Consider the following 17622-nt stretch of genomic DNA (forward strand, 5'->3'; position numbering starts at 1 on the left):
GTCCTCCGGACTACGGTCCACATGGGTATGACGGCGGTCGGAGCAGCGTCAGGCCGCAGGCCAGCTGCGCTCGGCCTGGCGGTACAGAAGCTCGGCGGTCACTCCGCGCCGGGCCGTCAGTTCGGCGAGCAGCGCCGCCTGCTGTACGGGTTCGGCATCCGCCTCGTACTCGGATCCGGTGAGGTGCTTGAGCCAGGGCTCGAGACCCATCGCGTATGCGTACACATGCTCGGCGCCGAGTTGCGCGGCCAGCCGGTCGGCCATCGCGGCATCGCTTCCCTTGAGCCGGCGTTCCGCGTTGTGCTGGCGTGACAACGGCTCGTCGAGCAGCGGCCCGTACAGCCATTTGAGCGGGGCGCCGACGCACTCGAGTCCGATGAAGAGCGCGTCGAGCCGACCGATGACGTCGGCGATGTTGTCGTACAGCGCCGGCTCCACCGGGGTGATGTCGGTGGCGAACATGAAGGAGCGGCCGAGTGCCCGAACCATCGGCACGATCTTGGTGCGGATGTCCAGGTCGGCGTGTTCCCCGATGAAGGGCAGTGCCGTCACCTCGACACGCTCCGCGATGCTGTGGCTCTCCAGCTCGCCCAGCTCCTGCACCCGCTCGAACCCGAGCGCCTGGAGCATCGTCTTCAGGCTCGGGTCGGCCAGCGAACCTCCGGAGGCCCGCGGCACGAGGATGACGCCTACCCGCGACCGCAGTTGGAGCAGTGTCTCCAGGGAGAAGTGGTCGGAGTGGAAGTGGCTGATGACGACCGCGTCGATGAAGGGAGGCAGATCGGCAATGGTGAAGTGCTCGTGTCCGTCACCGTCGTAGCCGATCAGCGGATCCAGCAGCACCGCCGTGTTCTCGGTCTCGATGAGTACGGTCGCGTGGTTGAAGTAGCGGACCCGGACCGTGTCGGGTGCGGCCTTTTCGTACGGCTCCGGCGCATCCGCCTGGAAGAGCGCGGTGAACGCATCCAGGTCGGTGACGTCGAGGCGCTCGGCGAGCGCCTCGACGTCCACCGGGGCGAGCCGGGCCGCGAAGAACTCGTCCCACAGCGGGGAGTCGAAAGGCACCGGCACGTCGAGGCGGTGCGGGCCGGGAAGGACCGGGCTCCCGTAGACGAAAGGCTGGGCCGCGGGCGCCGCGCTCAGCGTCATGGTCTGGGCTTCGCGCTCGAATGCCTGCGAGCGGTACATCAGCGATTCGAAGAAGCGGAAGGAGGGGCGGTGCGCTGTGTCGTACACCAGCTCCACCCGGCCGCGGAGCGACTCGGGTACCTGGGCGTACAGCGGCTCCATCGAACCGCCGGCGGCCTTCTCCTTGAGGAGTGCCCGCAGTTGGTCGATGTCCTCCGCCAACTGGAGCTTGGCGCTGCCTCCACTGAGCATGGCGTCAAGGAGTTCCTTAACCTGCTCGACACCGGCGCCTTCCGGATTCAGGAAGGGACCCCCGTACCGCGAGGGGTCGGACAGGACGGACTCATGCATGTGAGGTGCCATCAGGTATGCCTGGACGATCGGCAGTAGGCGATCCCTCAGGTTCAGTGCGCCTGTGTGCGGCGCCAGCAGATACGGCCAGGCGTACCAGCGGTGAAGGAGCGGCTGAGCCACCACAGACGGACGGAGATACATTCTCCGGTTGGCCGACACGGTTCCCCCATGAAGTCTGGATCGATGCGGACACGCCAGTTCGCGGCATTGCGCACGCTCAACATGAACTTGGACAGACAGCAAGAAAGCGGGACCACGCATTACGGATCGATGGCCCCGGGAGAGACGTAACACCACCTCTCCAGCTGCAAGAAAGGCCATTTCTACCACATGGCGAGTCCGCTGGTCTCGACGATATTTCTGAGTCGCCGCCGTGATCGGCCCACCGACATGAAGCACTTCCAACGCCGTCCCATGTCAAGGGAGTTGGGTTGCGATGTGAATCACATGGAATGCCGAAGCAAGATCGTGCTTGACTGCCTCGTAGGCGTGAGCGGTCGGGTCGGGGGACGACGAGGTGTGAGTCGGAAGGGTCGCCCCACCCACCATACCCAAGCCTGACCAATCCTCGTCTCACACAATTCACCTCTTCGACAGACAAGTCCTTCGTGCGCTTCTTGAGTTCTGTCGTCGGCCAGACCGCAGGTCATCCGCCAAGAACTCCGTTCACCGCTGCACACAGTTCGTGCGAAATCCCGCTTTTGAACGCAGGGAACTCCAACGAGAATCGTGCAATGACTCGAGACAGCCGCGCGGGTTTCGGCCCGGTGCAGGGCCAAGTCTCGTGCAAGTTCCGTGACTGCGCCGGTGGTTGGGTAGAGCCGGTTGGGTGCGTAGCGGGGCAGGGACATTGCCGGCCGAGGAGGTCCAGCGGTCGGCGGAAGCCGGCCATGTTGTCCGGGCCGTGTCCGTTGCGGGCCTTGCAGGCGTCCCCGGTCGAAAGTGGTGTCGCGGACGAAGTGGAGCCTGTTACCGATGGCCCATGGTGAGCGGACGATGTTCGCGATGTGTTCGGGGGAGGCTTCCCGGCCGGCCAGGTCCGTGACGACGTAGCCGGTCGTAGGCTTGCGCGCTCGCCTTCGCCCCAGGGAAGAGGGGCGAGTTGGCGGTGCGGGTTTTTCTGGCTGCGTTTCACGGTGAACCCGCGGTCGACCTTCTTTTCCTCGACTTCGTTGGTCTTGGCCGCCGGGGCAGGCAGGGTTCAGCATCCGCCGACTCGTCGCCGTACCATGCGCGATGCGCAGACCGTAACGGTGCGGGCGCCGAGCTGGGCAACTGCGTCCTGCGGTGCGCTCGGTACCCACTGCCCGATCGCCCGGTGCCGGCCGCCGGCGACTTGACCAGGCAGACAGTGGAGAGGGCTGACGTACATCGAAACTCCGGTTCCGCAGGGCGACTTGAGAGGTCACCCTCGTCAACCGGGGCTTCGTTGCGTTCGCAATGCTCCAGCGCACATCGTCACACCGCCGTGCCCTGTACATTCACATACTCACCGGCACTCTGAACCCGCCTGTGGAGTGCCTATGGAGTACAGAGAACATCAAGCCCGCCGAGATCAACTTCAAGATCACACCACAATGCGAGCCGCGGCGCAATCCCGCGCGGCCCGCGACTTGCGGAGATCACGGGTAATTACCGTTTTCTGCAGCCAGCGGTCGGTGCCGTCGTAGCGTGCCGTGAAAGCGCGACGCCCATGGGCTGCAAGGTAATTGTCGACGACCAGCAACGCGCCCGCATCGACCACCACATCCTGTTGTACCCGCTCCAGTTCCGTCACCAGTTCCTTGAGCGCCAATTCTGCCTCGACATCACCATCAGCGCAGCGCATGAAGAAAGGATCGATGCGCAGATATGGTGAGTCCGTGGCACCGAAGAGAACTGCGACCGGTTCGGGGTCTTCCCTCATTGCACGCATCCGCAGCAATCCGGGGTCATCGGGCCGCTCAACGGCGAGCTGACGCAGATGCTCGTCGTCGGGCAGAATGTAGAAGCGCCGCTCGGACAGCACCTGGCGGGCGGGTGCCGACAAGTGCACGTCACGAATGGACGCCAGGGTCGTCGGCACCCGGTCGTGATTACGAATGCCGAAAAGGGCGAGGTAGTCACAGCGATAGGGATGAAAAGCATCCTCGGTGTGCCACTCCAACAGCACTTCACTGCCGTGGCCACTTTGCTGGCCTTCTTCGCCAGCGATGGGCAGCACATTCTGGATCATGCGGCCGGATTGCAATGTCGGCCAGCTGAACACTTCGCCGAGGCACTTGCTGATCAGTGAGAGAAACAGCTCTTCGCGGCGGGTGCGTCCGGCGGCTGCGGCCTCGGCCCAGTCGCGGGGCGTCGGGCCGACAGCACTGTCGTCGACGCCAAAGCCGTGCAAGAGGAAGGCGGCAGCCGAGTCATTACGTCGAAATTCCTCCAAGAATCTACGCAATCCGATCGGAACACGCGACACCAGCTCCCAGGCGTTGTCATGGAACACCTGCTCCCCGGGATCGCTGTAGTCAACATCCGGGTCAGCCAGCAGCTGCTCCAAGGAGCAGACTTCCTCGACCGAGAGCTCGTAGTTCAGGATTCCGTGATAGTGACTCACTGATATCTTCTTTTCTCGTTCAGGGAATAATGGGATCGCTGACAAGACCCAGCGGGGGACCAATAGAGAAGTTGGCCCGGAGACTTTGCGATGTCTACCGCTACCCCAATGGCAGGAGCAAGCACGGAAGGCGCAGATCGGTCCCTCTTGCGCCTCTCCGGCTCGTACATCGATGATCGTCGTCATGTCGTGCACGAGCTGCCCTCAAAGCTGCTGCTTTGACCAGTGAAGATATGAGCCTGGACGCTCGAGCTCGTGTCATTCATCGACCACCACCCCGCGCCGAGGCGTGCAGCCCGCACGGGGAGCGATCAGGTCGGGTGGGTGTCAACCGCTACGCAAGCGGGTCCGCCAGGCCGGTTCGACGAGGGAAAGCGGCTTGGCATCACGCGGGGACCGGCGCCGGCGTGGCTACCGGGAACCAAGATTCAGGTCGAGCGTCATGCAGCGGATACCGCCTCCCGCCTTCAGGAACTCGCCGATCGAACTGACCACCACCGTGATACCACGGGCTTCCAGCGCGGCGGCCAGGCCATCGGAGCAGGCGGACATCACGACGTTCTTCCCGATGACAACGGAGTTGGCGCTGAAGTTCATGGCCTCCGCCTCGCTCACGACCAGTGGATCCGGGACCAGGTCGAGCACCCGCTTCCTGCTCTTTTCGTCCCATGCCGAAGGAGCCATGATCGCGGTGCGGGAGTCAAGGGGGCAGAACGACATGTCCAGGTGGTACAGGCGCGGGTCTCGCAGCTGGATGCTCACGACCTCGCTCTGAAAGACCGCGGCCATGTGCTCGTGCGCGGATCGCGTGGTCCGGAAGCCATGGCCCGCCACAAGGGCATCGGCGAAGGCGAGCACATCACCGCCCTCGAGGAACGCCTCGGCGTCTGTCAGCGGTTCGAGCTCGGCGAAACCATTCGTGGTCAACCAAGCGGCCCCGTACGCCGCCTCGGCGCGCCGTTCCTCATGGCGGAACTTCGCCCGCAGAAACCGGCCGCCCCTGACCACGGCGATGTCCGCCGGGAACACCATGTCACTCAAGCCCTCGACGGAATCCTGGGCGAACGTCTGGGCGCCGCAGCCTTCCAAGGCTTGGCGCAGGCCTTCCCACTCCGAAAAGCTGCGCTCGCGGTCCGGCCGGTTCTCCCGGTTCATCCATGGGTTGATTTCGAAGGTCACATCGAAGTGCGAAGGTCGGCAGAGCAAGAACCTTCGCCCGGACCCGACCCGCGCCGACACGGAGTCCGCTGCAACCAAGGTGCTTTTCTCGACATTGTGCATCAGGACTGAGCTGCTTTCTCTCGATGGGTGTGCATCCTGGTTGTGGCGTGCCCCGGCCTTACGGCGCCAGCGGCCCGGCCGACGATCACGGCGCGGCGGTCAACGGCGCGTCGGGGGCAGCCAGGAGCTCGGTGAGCAGCGCCCCCAGCCGCTCGCCCAGCTGCGTGGCGCATTCCCAGGTGAACAGGTCGCGGCGATGGCCGACCCACACCTCGGCACACTCGGACGAAGCCGGCGGCGGGATCAGGAAGCTGAACGACAGGTCGAAGTCCGAGACCTGGTCGTCCGCCGGCAGATGATGCACGGTCTCTCCGCCGTCGGAAGGCGCCATCCCGGCAGTGCCCGAGACAACGGTTTCCACGAGTACGTCGAAGAGCGGGTTGCGGCCCTGGTCCCGTGGCAGGCCGAGGTCCCGGACCAGTCGGTCGAAGGGGTACTCCTCGTGTTCCTGGGCGTCCAGTGCGGTGCGCACACAGTCTTCGACGAGCCGGCTGAAGCCGGCGGACGGGTTGAGCACGGTGCGCAGCACTACGGTATTGACGAACAGGCCCGCCTCGTGAGCGAGATCGGGCGTGGGGCGCCCGGCGGAGACGGTACCCAGCGACATGTCGACGGCACCGGTAAGCCGGTACAGCAAAGCCCTGACGGCGGCGGTGTACACCATGAACGGGGTGGCGCCGGTGCGGACCGCGAGGGCCCGGACGCCCTCGGTCGCCCGCTCATCCAGGACTACGCGGGCGAAGCCGCCCGCGTTGGTGCGGCGCGGGCCCGGGACCAGGTCTCCGGGGAGCGCTGGAGCGGGTGGGAGGTCGGCCAGCGCCGCCCGCCAGTACCTGGCGTGCTCCTCACCCTGGCTGCCGGAAAGCCGGGTGTCCAGCGCTGCGGCATGGGCCACGTAGCCGGCCACCTCCGGCAGACGCGGCCGCTCGCCGCGCTCGAAGGCCCGGGCCGCGGTCAGCAGGTCGTGCATCAGGACGCTGTATGACCAGGCGTCGTTGACCGCGTGGTGGACGTTGAGGAGTAGCACCGGCGGCCGGCCGGTGGTGGTGAGGCAGCGCAGCCGGAACAGTGGGCCCGCGGCCAGGTCGAAGCGCCACCGTGCCTCCTCCGCCCGGGCCTTGGCCAGGGCCTCGTCGAAGGTGTCCGGCGAGACACGCTGGAGCCGTGGCCGGACTCTGAGCCGACCGGCGGGCCGGACCACCTGCCAGAGTTCGCTGGACCCCTGCTCGGCGGACATCTCGAACACTGTGCGCAGCGCCTCGTGCCGGTCCGTCAGGTAGCCGACTGCCGCCTCCAGCGCGGCCGGATCCAGTGCCCGGGTCAGCTGGTAGGCCTCGACCATGTTGTAGGTGCGGACCTCCTCCTCGTCGAGGGACTCCAGCAGCCAGAGGCGGGCCTGGGCGTTGGTCGCGGGCCAGCGGGACGGCCTGCCGCCGGCCGGGGCCGGTGTGCCGGTGGGGTTCGGCTCGGGGTCGCGGGCGGGCATCTCGCGCAGCGCCTCGGCGAGGGCGCGGGGAGAACGGGCGCTGAACACCTGGCGGATCGAGAGGCCTTGGGCCGCCGGGTCGGTGCAGAGCACACCGACCAACTGGGCAGCGGTAAGACTGTGTCCGCCGGCCTCGAAGAAGTCCTCATCCGCCGACTGCGGTGGGTGGCCGAACACCGTCTCCCAGGCGGCGGCCACCGCGTGGTCGGCATCGTCGACGGGGATCCAGGTGCCTTCCGCCTCGGGCGCGGACTCGGTAGCCAGCGCGAGCCGGTCGATCTTGCCGTGCGGGGTCCTCGGCAGCTCGCCCACTTGCCGCAGCAACCTGGGCACCATGTGCGCCGGAAGGAGCTCGGCCAGCGCGGCGCGGACGGTCTCGGGCTCGACGTCGCCGTCGGCGGTGTACCAGGCGCCCAGGACCACACCGTTCACACCGACCGGCCGGGGCAGGACGACCGCCTCGCGGACGCCGTCGAGTCCGACCAGTGTCTGTTCGACCTCGCCGGGCTCGACTCGGTTGCCGTGCAGCTTGACCTGGTCATCGTTGCGACCGAGGAAGTGCAGCGTCCCTTCCACGTTCCAGCGTGCCAGGTCGCCGGTGCGGAAGGCCCGGCCGAGACCCGGTATCGGGCAGTCGACGAACCGCATGGCGGTGGCCTCCGGCACGCCGAGGTAGCCCCCGGCCGCGACAGCAGGGCCTACGACGTATATCTCGCCCGGTACACCCACCGGCGCGAGGTCGCCGCTCGACGTCAGCACCAGCACGCCGAAGCCGGGGTTCGGACGGCCGATGGGGACCGCTGACAGGGAGACCGCCTCTCCACCCGAGCAGTGGAACGTCGTGCAGGACATAGTGGTCTCGGTTGGCCCGTAGACGTTGACGAACGTGCCGATCCTCAGCCGCCCCCGGGTGCGGTCGAGCAGACCACGGGGAATCGTGTCGCTGCCCAGCACCAGGTAGGGCAGTTCGAGCCCGGCGTCCGGCGGGAGCACCTCCAGCATGGTGGAGAGCAGGCTGGGCACGCAGTTCACCATCGTGACCTCGTACTCGCGTATCCGGTCCCAGAAGGTGAGCGGATCCAGCTCGTCCGGCGCGCCGATGGCGACCAGAGCGCCGCCCACGGCGACGGCGAGGAAGATCTGGAAAGCGGTGGGGTCGGCGGAGATCGCGGACAGCAGCGCACAGCGCAGGCTCTCGTCGACGCCGAGCAGATCGGCTGACATGACCACGTGGTGGGCGATCTGGTCATGCCTCAGCACGACGGGCTTGGGCAGGCCGGTTGAGCCCGAGGTGAAGAAGACGACTGCGTCGTCCTGCGGCCGGGGCCCGGGCAAGGGCGACGCCGCGGCGGGCTCCCCGGCGGCCTCGGAAGCGGCGCGCAGTTCGAGGGCTGACAGAACCGGCAGCCGGCTGTCCCCCGTGGTGACGTCGCCGATGACGAGGCATGCCGCGCTGCTGTCGATGAGGTGCTGAACCCGCGCGGCCGGGTGCCGCGGATCGATCGGGACGTACACGGCGCCGGCCCTGAGCACGGCAAGGGTGGCCAGGATGAGGTCGCCACCGCGGGGCACGGCGACCGCGACCCGGTCACCGGGCCGGATGCCGTACTTGTCGGTCAAATGCCTGGCCACGCGGTGGGAGCGTGTGGCGAGTTCCCCGTGCGTCCAGGAGAGACCGGACTCGACGACCGCCACCCGGTCAGGCCAGCGGCCGGCCGAGGCATCGGCGAGGTCCGTCAGCGTCCGGGGCGGGAAGGCTGCGAGCAGCGGCAGGCCGCTCCACGCCTCTAGCTCGGCACGTTGCCCGGGGCTCAGCGGGTCGATCTCGGCGGCCGTCCGATACGGGTCAGCGGCTATGGCGTCGAGGGTGGCGGCGAGGCAACGAGGCAGGTCCGCTCCGACAGCGGGAACCTTGCCGTCGGAGCCGACCACCTGCAGCCGGATACCGCCGTCGGCCGCCAGTTGGCCGTGCACGAGCATCTCAGCGGGGGCGGTGAGCTGTGCCTCACCCCAGGCGACGGCGAGTTGAGCGACAGCGGAGCCGTCGGCCTCACCGACCGCGTCGAGCCGAGCGATCAGCGCAGCCCGGTCCTGCCACGGCAGCGCGGACGCCTCGGCCAGATCCCGGTGCAGCTCCTGGAGGAAGTCGCTCACCTTGGTGTCCGGACCGAGCACTGTGCGCAGCAGCACCTCGCCGCTGCTCATGCCGGGCGCCGGGCAGAGGACCGCGAGGTCCTTGGCGGCCCCGAACCGAGCCATGGCGAGGCGGGTGGCGGCGATGAGCAGCAGATGGAGACCGGTTGGATCGTCACCGGCGAGGTGCCGCAGCACAGCCGCCCGCGCCGGTGGAACCACCACAGCACCAGGGGCGGTCACGGTGGCGCCACCCGCCGGAAAGAGGTCTTCCCGGCTCATGCCCCGAAGTGCGGTAGCCCAGTGCGCTCGGATAGCTGCGGGTTCCAACAACGATTTCTCCCTGAAAGAGCTCTGGGTGGCGGGAGATCAGTTGTATACGAGTTAATCGTTTCCGGCCACATAAAATTCCCGCAGGGCACTTTCCCGTTCACATTGAACGGTTGAAAAGTTATCCAATCATGATGATCGCACACCATCAATGTGATTGGCATCACAGCACCCAATCGAGAGTCGACGCCGGCAGTCGCCAGGCGCGGCCTCCACCGCTGTTTTGAAGGAATGAGTCCAGCGCCTGGCCGGCGGTATTGGCCATGCCGCCACACACTTCCGTAGTTAGACCGCCGAAGCCCCGACAGCAGTACCTCGACCGTCTCCCGCAGGGTCCGTCGGACTGACGCCCGAGGGGGTCGCCGGCGACTCCTTCACCGAGACCGGGGCCCACCCATTCACCCAGGAGAGCCTGCTCGGCCCCACTCGGCTGATCCTCCCGGCGCGCTTCAAGAGGTATCGGACACTTCGTCAACATTGATCCATTTGCGGCGAGTTAGCCGCACATGGCCTTGGCCGTTGGAGCGAGCGGGTCAGTGGAGTCTCCCCCGGCACGACCCTGACGGGGTTCGACGTGGTGCGCCACGGTGGCGACCAGGAGCCAAGGTGATCTGCATCACAAAGAATTCGATTGAGAGGCAAGATCGTGAGCGGCTAAGTTGTGGTCGCTTGTTGCGATCGGCTTACGGTCGAGGCTCTTGCCAAAGGTACTTCGGGGGATCAACAATCAGCGCCGGTCGGCGGAATAAGGCCACCCTTGATGCACTCCTCCCTGAATGAAGGAACTGTGTGAGTTCATTCCGCATCTTCCGTGCGAATCCGGCATTCAGGCGGTACTGGTCCGCCAGATCGGTTTCCTTGGTGGGAGACGGCATTGCCACCGTCGCACTGTTGCTTCTGATTACCGGCAGCGGGGCGAGCCCTACCGGGGTCGCGGCGCTGTTGCTGGCTCAGGCGGTACCCAGATTCTTCGGACCCATTGCGGGCGCGCTCCCCGACCGTTTCGAAATCAAGCGCCTTCTTCTGTCGGCAGAAATCGGGCAGGGCGTCGTCTTCATCGCCATCGCCCTGGTGCCGTCGCACACGATTCTCCTCGTGCCCCTCGTCGCACTCGCGTCGTCACTGTCCACGATCTTCAATGCCGCCGGCCGTACGGTCATGCCCCGGCTGGTCGACACTGATCAGCTGGTGTCCGCCAACGCCTGGATGGGTACCGCGTTCAATCTCCAGGCGGCACTCGGCCCGGTCCTGGGCGGCACGGCCGCCGCGCTGATCGAACCCAGCGGCGCACTGCTGGTCAATGCGGTCAGCTTCTTCATCGGTGCCGCTCTGCTGCTCGGCCTCCCCCGAATGGAGCCCGTCGGCTCCTCGGACACCGGCTCGTCCGGATTCCTCGCGGGGGTCGGCGCGGGTATTGCCTTCACATGGCGGCACCGGACGGCTCGGGCTATTTTCCTCGTGCTGCTCTTCGGCATCATGTTCGCCTCGTTGGACAATGTCGTCCTGGTCTTCCTCGCCCGCGACGTCCTCGACTCCGGTTCGTTCGGCTTCGGTCTGCTCGGAACCGGTTCAGGGGCGGCGATGGTCCTTGCGTCACTCTGGCTGACCCGGTCCACGACCAAGCTCTCGGCCGTGACCCTACTGGCCGGAGGATGGTTCATCGCCGGACTGGGTATCGCGCTCACCAGCATGGCTCCGATCCTGGCGGTGGCCGTGGCGGCCCAGGCCCTGATGGGCGTGGGCAACAGCGTCGCGATGATCGGTGAAGAGACCCTGCTGCAGAAGGGCGTACCGGCCGAGATGCTGGGACGTGTGGGTGGCGCGCTCTCCTCCGCCGCCTTCGCGGGCAGCGCTCTGGCCTACGCCGTCGGCGGATTCGTCGCCAGCGCGCTGGCGCCCCGGACCTCCCTCGCCATCGCCGGTGTCGGTCTGATGGCTGTGACGTTGTTCTGTCTGCCTGGTCTGCGCCACCGCGGCGCCGACCAGGGCGAAGAGCCGGCCGAGGGCGACGACCTGGAGCATCACACAGCTCCTTCGTCGCCCGTATGAGGGCCACCGTGTGCCCGGCCGGTCCGTCCGCTGGGAAGTGCTTCCGTTGACCGCTGACACCGGCGGGCTGATCGCCTGGGACCCGCCCCGGACTGCACGCGTCCACCTCGTGTGCGTGCCACATGCAGGCTCCGGGGCCTACCAGTTCCGCTCTTGGCAGCGGTTGCTCAGCCCTGAAGTCTCCCTACTCGCCGTACAGCTGCCTGGCCGGGAGAACAGGTGGCGCGAGCCGCCGGCCACCCACATGGCAGAAGTACTGGACGCACTGGTACCGGAGTTGCTCAGCCGCCTCCAACTGCCCTACGTCGTCGTCGGACACAGCATGGGTGCACTCCTGGGCTACCAGCTGGCCCAGGTCCTCGGCACCCGGCACGACCGCTGGCCCGAGCACTTCGTAGCCTCGGCCGCCCTGCCGCCCGACGAACCGTTGCCGCTCAGCGGCATCGACGGCCTGGACGACGCAGAACTGGTCGCCGAACTGATCGAGCAGGACGCGATACCGGCCGACATCGCCCGCAACGACCGTCTGGTCCGGCTCGTGACCAGACCGCTGCGCGGTGACCTCGCCATGTGCGACGCCTACGTCCCCACCGCCGGGCCCCCCCTTCCCTGCCCGCTCGACGTCTGGCGCGGGGCAGACGACCCCGGGGTGTCCCATGACGGCGTCCAGCGGTGGAGTCGCCACTCCTCCGCGGGCACGACGTTCCGCACATTCCCCGGCGGCCACCTCTACCACCTGGCCGATCCGCGTTCCGTCATCGACGAACTCCGCCGCATCGTCACCGGGGTACGGCCACGAGGCGGGCACGCCCGGGGGCTTCACTCCACAGACCGTGCCTCGGTCGACGAGGAGGCACCGTGACCACCCCGCGCATCCCACCGCGGACCGAGCCCGTCGCCGGCGTCGAGGGGATCATCAACGACCGTGAACCACTCTCCGTACTGTTCGGCGCCCGCCGCGCCCCCCTGCTGCGATTCGACGCCTCGCTCGTGACTCCCGTAGACGGCGACGGCGAGGCGGCACGTGCCTCCGCCGGCATCAACGAGCTGCTGGAACAGTCCCGCAGCGCTGCCCGATGGCCACCGTTGACTTGGTCTTCCGCAACAACCACCGGGTCGTGCACTCCCGCACCTCCTTCACAGCGCGCCACGACGGTACCGACCGCCGGCTCAAGCGGATCAACGCCACGCACGATCTACGCAAGTCTGCCGACCTGCGCCGCCCCGCGGCTCCGCTTCTGATCGGCTGGGGCCCGCAGGCAGCGGGTCCCGCAGCAGCCTCCGGTTCCGGCAGCCCATCGCACCACCAGCACACCGAAAGGACCCCGCCATGACGTCTGCCGAGCCGACGACTCACGCTCCAACACTCCGCCCCGTTCCCGGGCCCGACGTCCTGCTCGCCGCGACCATCGCCGTAATGGGCCACTTCGACGGCGACGCCGACCAGACGCTGACGGTGTGGCAGAACGGCTCCGCGCGTACGGTCCGTGTGTCCACCGACGCCACCGCCGTGTCCGCCACTCTTCTGGCTGCCACGAGGTCGGGTCTGCTGGACGCCGAGCCGGCACCGTCCCTCGACGCCGGACGGCTCGTCGACCTCACCGGAAACTGTCCCGCGCCGGCCGACCTCGACCTGCTCGTGCGCCTCGACGACGCCCAGCGGACCGTGCACGTGGCCACCGGTCCGGCCTGGGCACGCACCGCGACGGCCGAGCGGCTCAGCGGGCTCATCCAGCGCGTCGCCGACCATCTCGCCGACCCGGCCACCGCCGATGCCTCGTTGTCCCGGCTGCCGTTCCTGACCACCGACGAGCGCAACCGCCTGGTGATCGAACTCAACGACACCACCGCCGAAGTCCCGCCGCGTACGGTCGCCCAGGCCATCGCCGATCTCGCCGCCGAGGACCCGGACGCCCCTGCGGTCATCACCCGTGACCGCACCCTGAGCCGCCAGGAACTGCAGGATCTGGCGCGTACGGTGGCGGGGCAGCTGGCGCGGGCAGGGATCCGACGGGGCGACTCGGTCTACGTCTGTCTCCCCCGCTCCGCCGAACTCGTGGTCGCCTGGACGGCCGCCCTCGGCGCCGGCATCGTATGCGTTCCGGTCGACCCCGCCTACCCGCAGGCCCGGATCCAGCAGATCGTCCAGGGCGAGTCCCCGACCGTTCTGACGGTGCCCTCGACCCACGAACTGATCCCTCACGCACGGCGCATCCCAGTGGTGCTGGATCTGCCGACCGGCTCTCCCTCCCCGGACTGCGAGTGGCCGGTGGCGGCCGCGCCGGAGTCGGTGGTCTATGTCATGCACACCTCTGGTTCGACCGGTGTCCCGAAGGGCGTCGCAATCCGTGAGATCGGTTTGCGCAACCTCATGCACGCCTCCGCCAGGCAGTTCGGTCTCCGCCCGGGGCGGCGCTCGTTGAGCCTGGCGAGCCCCGGATTCGACGCCAACGTGTGGGAACTGCTCGCCCCGCTGTACGCCGGTGCCGCAGTAGTGCCCTTCGACGACGAACTGATCTCGGCAAAGGGCCTGGCCGAATGTGTCCGGGAGACCGAAGCCGACACGTTCTTCCCGTTCTCACCGCTACTCATCAGACTCGATCCCGCCGACTTCCCCGGCATCCGGACCGTCATCACAGCCGGCGAGCTGTTCAGCCAGGACCTCGTCGACCGCTGGCAGCCAGGCCGCGACATGATCTACGCCTTCGGTCCCACCGAGGCCACCGCCCTGCAGTCCTGGCACTACTGTCACGCAGGCTCCTCCGAGCCGGCTCCCTCGATCGGGCGGCCGATGACCAACCTGCGTATGTGGCTGGTGGATCCCTGGGGCGGACTTGCCGCGCCCGGTGCCGTGGGAGAGCTGTACATCGGTGGCCTGGGAGTCGGGGCAGGTTATGCAGGACTGCCGGAGGCCACGGCGGCGAAGTTCGTCGTACGGCCCGAACTCGACGGCGACAGCACGCTGTACCGCACCGGCGACCTCGCGAGTTTCCGCCCCGACGGGGCCATCGACTTCCGTGGCCGCAAGGACAACCAGGTCAAGCTCCGCGGTTTCCGGGTCGAGCTCGGCGAGGTGGAGACGGTGCTCGCCGCCCTGCCGGGCATCGACACCGCGATCTCCGTGGTCCATGAGACCGATACGGAGCGGCTCCTGGTCGCCCACCTGATCCCGGCTCCGGGCGCCGAGCTGCCGTCCCCCGCACACCTGCGGGAGCAACTGGCCGATCTGCTGCCGTACTACATGATTCCCAGCGCCTTCGTGGCGCTCACCGATATCCCGTACACCCCCAACGGCAAGATCGACCGTACGGTACTGGCCCGCAGGCCGCTGTCGGAGCCCTCCGGGCCTGCGACCGGCTCCGACCACACGGCGAACCGCGAGATCCTCGCCGAGGTCAGCGCCGCCTTCGCCGTCGTCCTCGGCGTCCCCGAAATCGCCCCCGACCAGGACTTCTTCGCCGCTGGAGGCCACAGCCTCGGCGTCGCCGAAATCGCCGCACGCCTCAACGACCACTACCGGACGGACATCCGCGCTCGCGACCTCTTCGAACACCCCACCCCCGCATCCCTCACCCACCGCATCGCCCAACTCCTCGCCACCACCGGGGGAGCGACCGCGGAGCCGGCCTCCGACGAGGGCGGACTCGGTCTGCTGCCGGTGCAGTCCTGGCAGTGGCTGCTCCGGCAGGCGCGGCCGGAGGACGACGCCGCCTACAACGTGCCGACGCTCTTCGCCTGTGGCGGCGCGGTCGACACCGAACGTCTGCGCGCGGCGCTGAAGGCCCTCCGTCTGCGGCATCCGATGCTGCAAGCGACCGTGCGCGAGGTCAATGGTGCTCCTCAGGTCTCGCTGGACGGCCCGGAGCTGGCGCTCGAGGTGCTCGACCTGAGTGAGGCGGCCGACCCGGAGGCGGAATGTGCCGAGGCCGTCCGCCGGCGCGCCAACCTGCCGATCGACCTGGCCGTCGGTCCCGCTCTGCGCACCACTCTGTTCCGCCTGCCCGGCGGCCACCACCGCCTGCTGACGGTCTGTCACCACATCGTCAGCGACGGCCCGGGCATCGACATCCTCGCGCGTGACCTGGTAGCCGCCTACGAAGGAACGGCGGACGCCCTGCCGCCCCTGACACGTGACCCGCTGGCGGTCGGCCGAACCGAGTCCCAGCTGTTGGCGAAGGGGGCCTTCGACGGGCAGCTCGACCACTGGCGTGAGGTGCTCACACCTCCGCCGGCCGCGCTCCCGCTGCCCGTGGACAACCCCCGCGCCCGCCCCGCCGGCGCGCGGACGACGACCGTCGAGGTCGAGTTCGGCGCCGAGCTGACCGGCTCCCTGCGCGAGGTTGCCCGGCAGGCTCGTACCGGCCTCGCTGCTCCGCTCGCGGCCGCCGTCGCCGTCGCGCTCAGCCGCTCCACCGGCCACAAGGACATCTGCCTCGGCACGCCGGTCAATCTACGGGGTCAGCTCGGCCTGTCCGAGCACCTCACCAACGGAGCCAACTCCACGGTCCTGCGCCTGCGGATGGGGCCGACTTCCCTCGCGGAGCTGCTCGCCGAGGTCGCGGAGCAGATGCACGCGGCGATCGACTACGCGCGGATCCCCTTCCACCACGTGGTGGACCGCCTGGCGATGCCGATCGTCCCCTTGCGCAACGCGCTGTTCGACGTGTTCGTGACGTGCTACCGCCGCAGCGAGGCGGGTACGGCCCCGGGACTCACACTCTCGGGACAGGTGGTCCCGTTGGATTCCGGCCTGTGCGATCTGTCGTTCCAGGGCTGCGAGCACCGTGACGGGCTCACCCTGATCCTCCAGTACGACAGTGACCTCTACGACGAGGACACCGCTCTGCTGTTCCTGGACCGGTGGCGGCTCGCCCTCACGGTCCTGGCCACCGAACCCGGTGCGCCGTGGTCCCGGCCGGGCCTCGGTACGCCGACCGCTCCGCACACCCCCACGGTGGCGGGCTTCGGCGGCTTCCGGTTCGACACCGCGATCGGTGAGGGCGGCAACGGATGAGCGTCCCGCACCCCGCCGCACAGCGGCGTCCCCAGCCGGCTGAGTGGACGGACGTGAATCTGGCCGACCCCTCGGTGCATGCGGAGTTCGATCTCACCGAATGGTGGCGCCGCAGGCGCCAAGAGAACCCCGTCGCCCGCCACGACCACGTCCCGGGCCAGGACGGGTTCTGGGTGGTCTCCCGGCACGCCGACGTGATGGACGCCTACCGGCGGCCCCAGGACTTCGGATCGGCGTCGGGGAATGTCATGGACACCCTGCTGCACGGTGGAGACTCGTCGTCCGGGCGGATGCTCGCGGTGTCGGACGGCGAGCAGCACCGCGGAGTGCGCCGGCTGGTGCAGCGCGGGTTCTCCCCCGAACTCCTGGACCGGCTCGGGGCATCGACCCGCGCGGCCACCCACAAGCTCGTGGCCCGGGCGGTGGAGCGCGGCCGCTGCGACTTCATGAAGGACGTCGCAGCCCACATTCCGATCGCCGCGATCTGCGAACTGCTGGGCGTGGCCGACTCCGACAGTGAATACATCATGAAACTGGCCAACTCGGCCCTGGGCTCGGACGTCCCCGGGCAGACCGCGCGGGAAGCGCAGTTGGCCCAGAGCGAGATCCTCGTCTACTTCTCGCAGCACGTCCGCCGGCTGCGGGCCGATCCCGGCGACGACCTGTTGAGCATGCTGACGACCAGTGAACTGGACGGCAGTCCGCTACGCGACGACGTGATCGTCTTCAACTGCTACAGCCTGGTCCTCGGTGGCGACGAGACCACCCGTCTGGGCATGGTCGGCGGGCTGCTGGCCCTGATGGAACACCCGGAGCAGTGGGCCCGGTTCAAGAGCGGTGAGATCTCGGTCGAGTCGCTGGTGGAGGAGGTCATGCGGTGGACCACCCCGGCGATCCACGTGGGCCGGACGGCACTGCGCGACACCGAGCTCGGCGGGCAGCAGATCACCAAGGGGGACGTGGTCACCCTTTGGAACACCTCCGCCAACTGGGACGAGCGCGTCTTCACCAACCCGGAGACCTTCGACGGCGGCCGCCGGCCGAACCGCCATGTCAGCTTCGGTTTCGGCCCTCACTTCTGCGTGGGCGCCCAGCTGGGGCGGATCGAACTGAGTGCCTTGTTCGAGGCGCTGCGCGCCTTGGTCGCAGGGGCGGAACTCACCGGCCCAGTGGGGCGCTTCTACTCCAACTTCCTCAGCGGGGTCAGCAGCCTCCCGGTGGAGCTGCGTCGCTGAGCTGGTGACGGGCCACACGCCG

Annotated in this window: 8 protein-coding genes; 4 read left to right on the plus strand and 4 right to left on the minus strand. The window is 68.1% G+C overall.

The window, feature by feature from the left end:
- Positions 1-48: 48 nt before the first annotated feature.
- From JK359_RS12120 to JK359_RS12135, 4 genes are all read right to left on the minus strand, one after another.
- Positions 49-1803 (minus strand): MBL fold metallo-hydrolase, encoded by a 1755-nt coding sequence (locus tag JK359_RS12120; protein WP_307788096.1) that lies wholly within the window; start codon positions 1801-1803, stop codon positions 49-51.
- 1246 nt (positions 1804-3049) lie between these two features.
- The gene (gene gntD, locus JK359_RS12125; RefSeq protein ID WP_307788078.1) at positions 3050-4072 is read right to left on the minus strand and encodes a guanitoxin biosynthesis L-enduracididine beta-hydroxylase GntD; all 1023 of its coding nucleotides are present in this window, start codon (positions 4070-4072) and stop codon (positions 3050-3052) included.
- Positions 4073-4483: 411 nt separating this feature from the next.
- On the minus strand, positions 4484-5353 hold the full coding sequence (locus JK359_RS12130; protein ID WP_201834893.1) for a dimethylarginine dimethylaminohydrolase family protein: 870 nt from the start codon (positions 5351-5353) through the stop codon (positions 4484-4486).
- Between the two features lie 85 nt (positions 5354-5438).
- Positions 5439-9254 carry a non-ribosomal peptide synthetase gene (locus JK359_RS12135; RefSeq protein ID WP_201834895.1) on the minus strand — a complete coding sequence of 1272 codons (3816 nt, stop codon included), beginning with the start codon at positions 9252-9254 and terminating at the stop codon, positions 5439-5441.
- An 837-nt stretch (positions 9255-10091) separates the two neighbouring features.
- Between JK359_RS12135 and JK359_RS12140 the strand changes: the two genes are divergently transcribed.
- The 4 genes from JK359_RS12140 (at position 10092) to JK359_RS12155 (ending at position 17600) form a co-directional block, all read left to right on the plus strand.
- A complete protein-coding gene (locus JK359_RS12140) occupies positions 10092-11351 on the plus strand; it encodes an MFS transporter (protein ID WP_201834897.1) in 1260 nt (419 codons plus the stop codon).
- A gap of 115 nt (positions 11352-11466) precedes the next feature.
- The gene (locus JK359_RS12145; protein WP_307788098.1) at positions 11467-12213 is read left to right on the plus strand and encodes a thioesterase II family protein; all 747 of its coding nucleotides are present in this window, start codon (positions 11467-11469) and stop codon (positions 12211-12213) included.
- A 468-nt stretch (positions 12214-12681) separates the two neighbouring features.
- Complete coding sequence (locus JK359_RS12150; protein ID WP_201834901.1) at positions 12682-16365, plus strand: non-ribosomal peptide synthetase; 3684 nt, start codon at positions 12682-12684, stop codon at positions 16363-16365.
- The gene (locus JK359_RS12155; RefSeq protein ID WP_201834902.1) at positions 16362-17600 is read left to right on the plus strand and encodes a cytochrome P450; all 1239 of its coding nucleotides are present in this window, start codon (positions 16362-16364) and stop codon (positions 17598-17600) included. The genes JK359_RS12150 and JK359_RS12155 overlap by 4 nt, the downstream gene beginning before the upstream one ends.
- The last annotated feature ends 22 nt before the right edge of the window (positions 17601-17622 follow it).

This window comes from Streptomyces actinomycinicus (assembly GCF_016741775.1).
GTDB lineage: Bacteria > Actinomycetota > Actinomycetes > Streptomycetales > Streptomycetaceae > Streptomyces > Streptomyces actinomycinicus.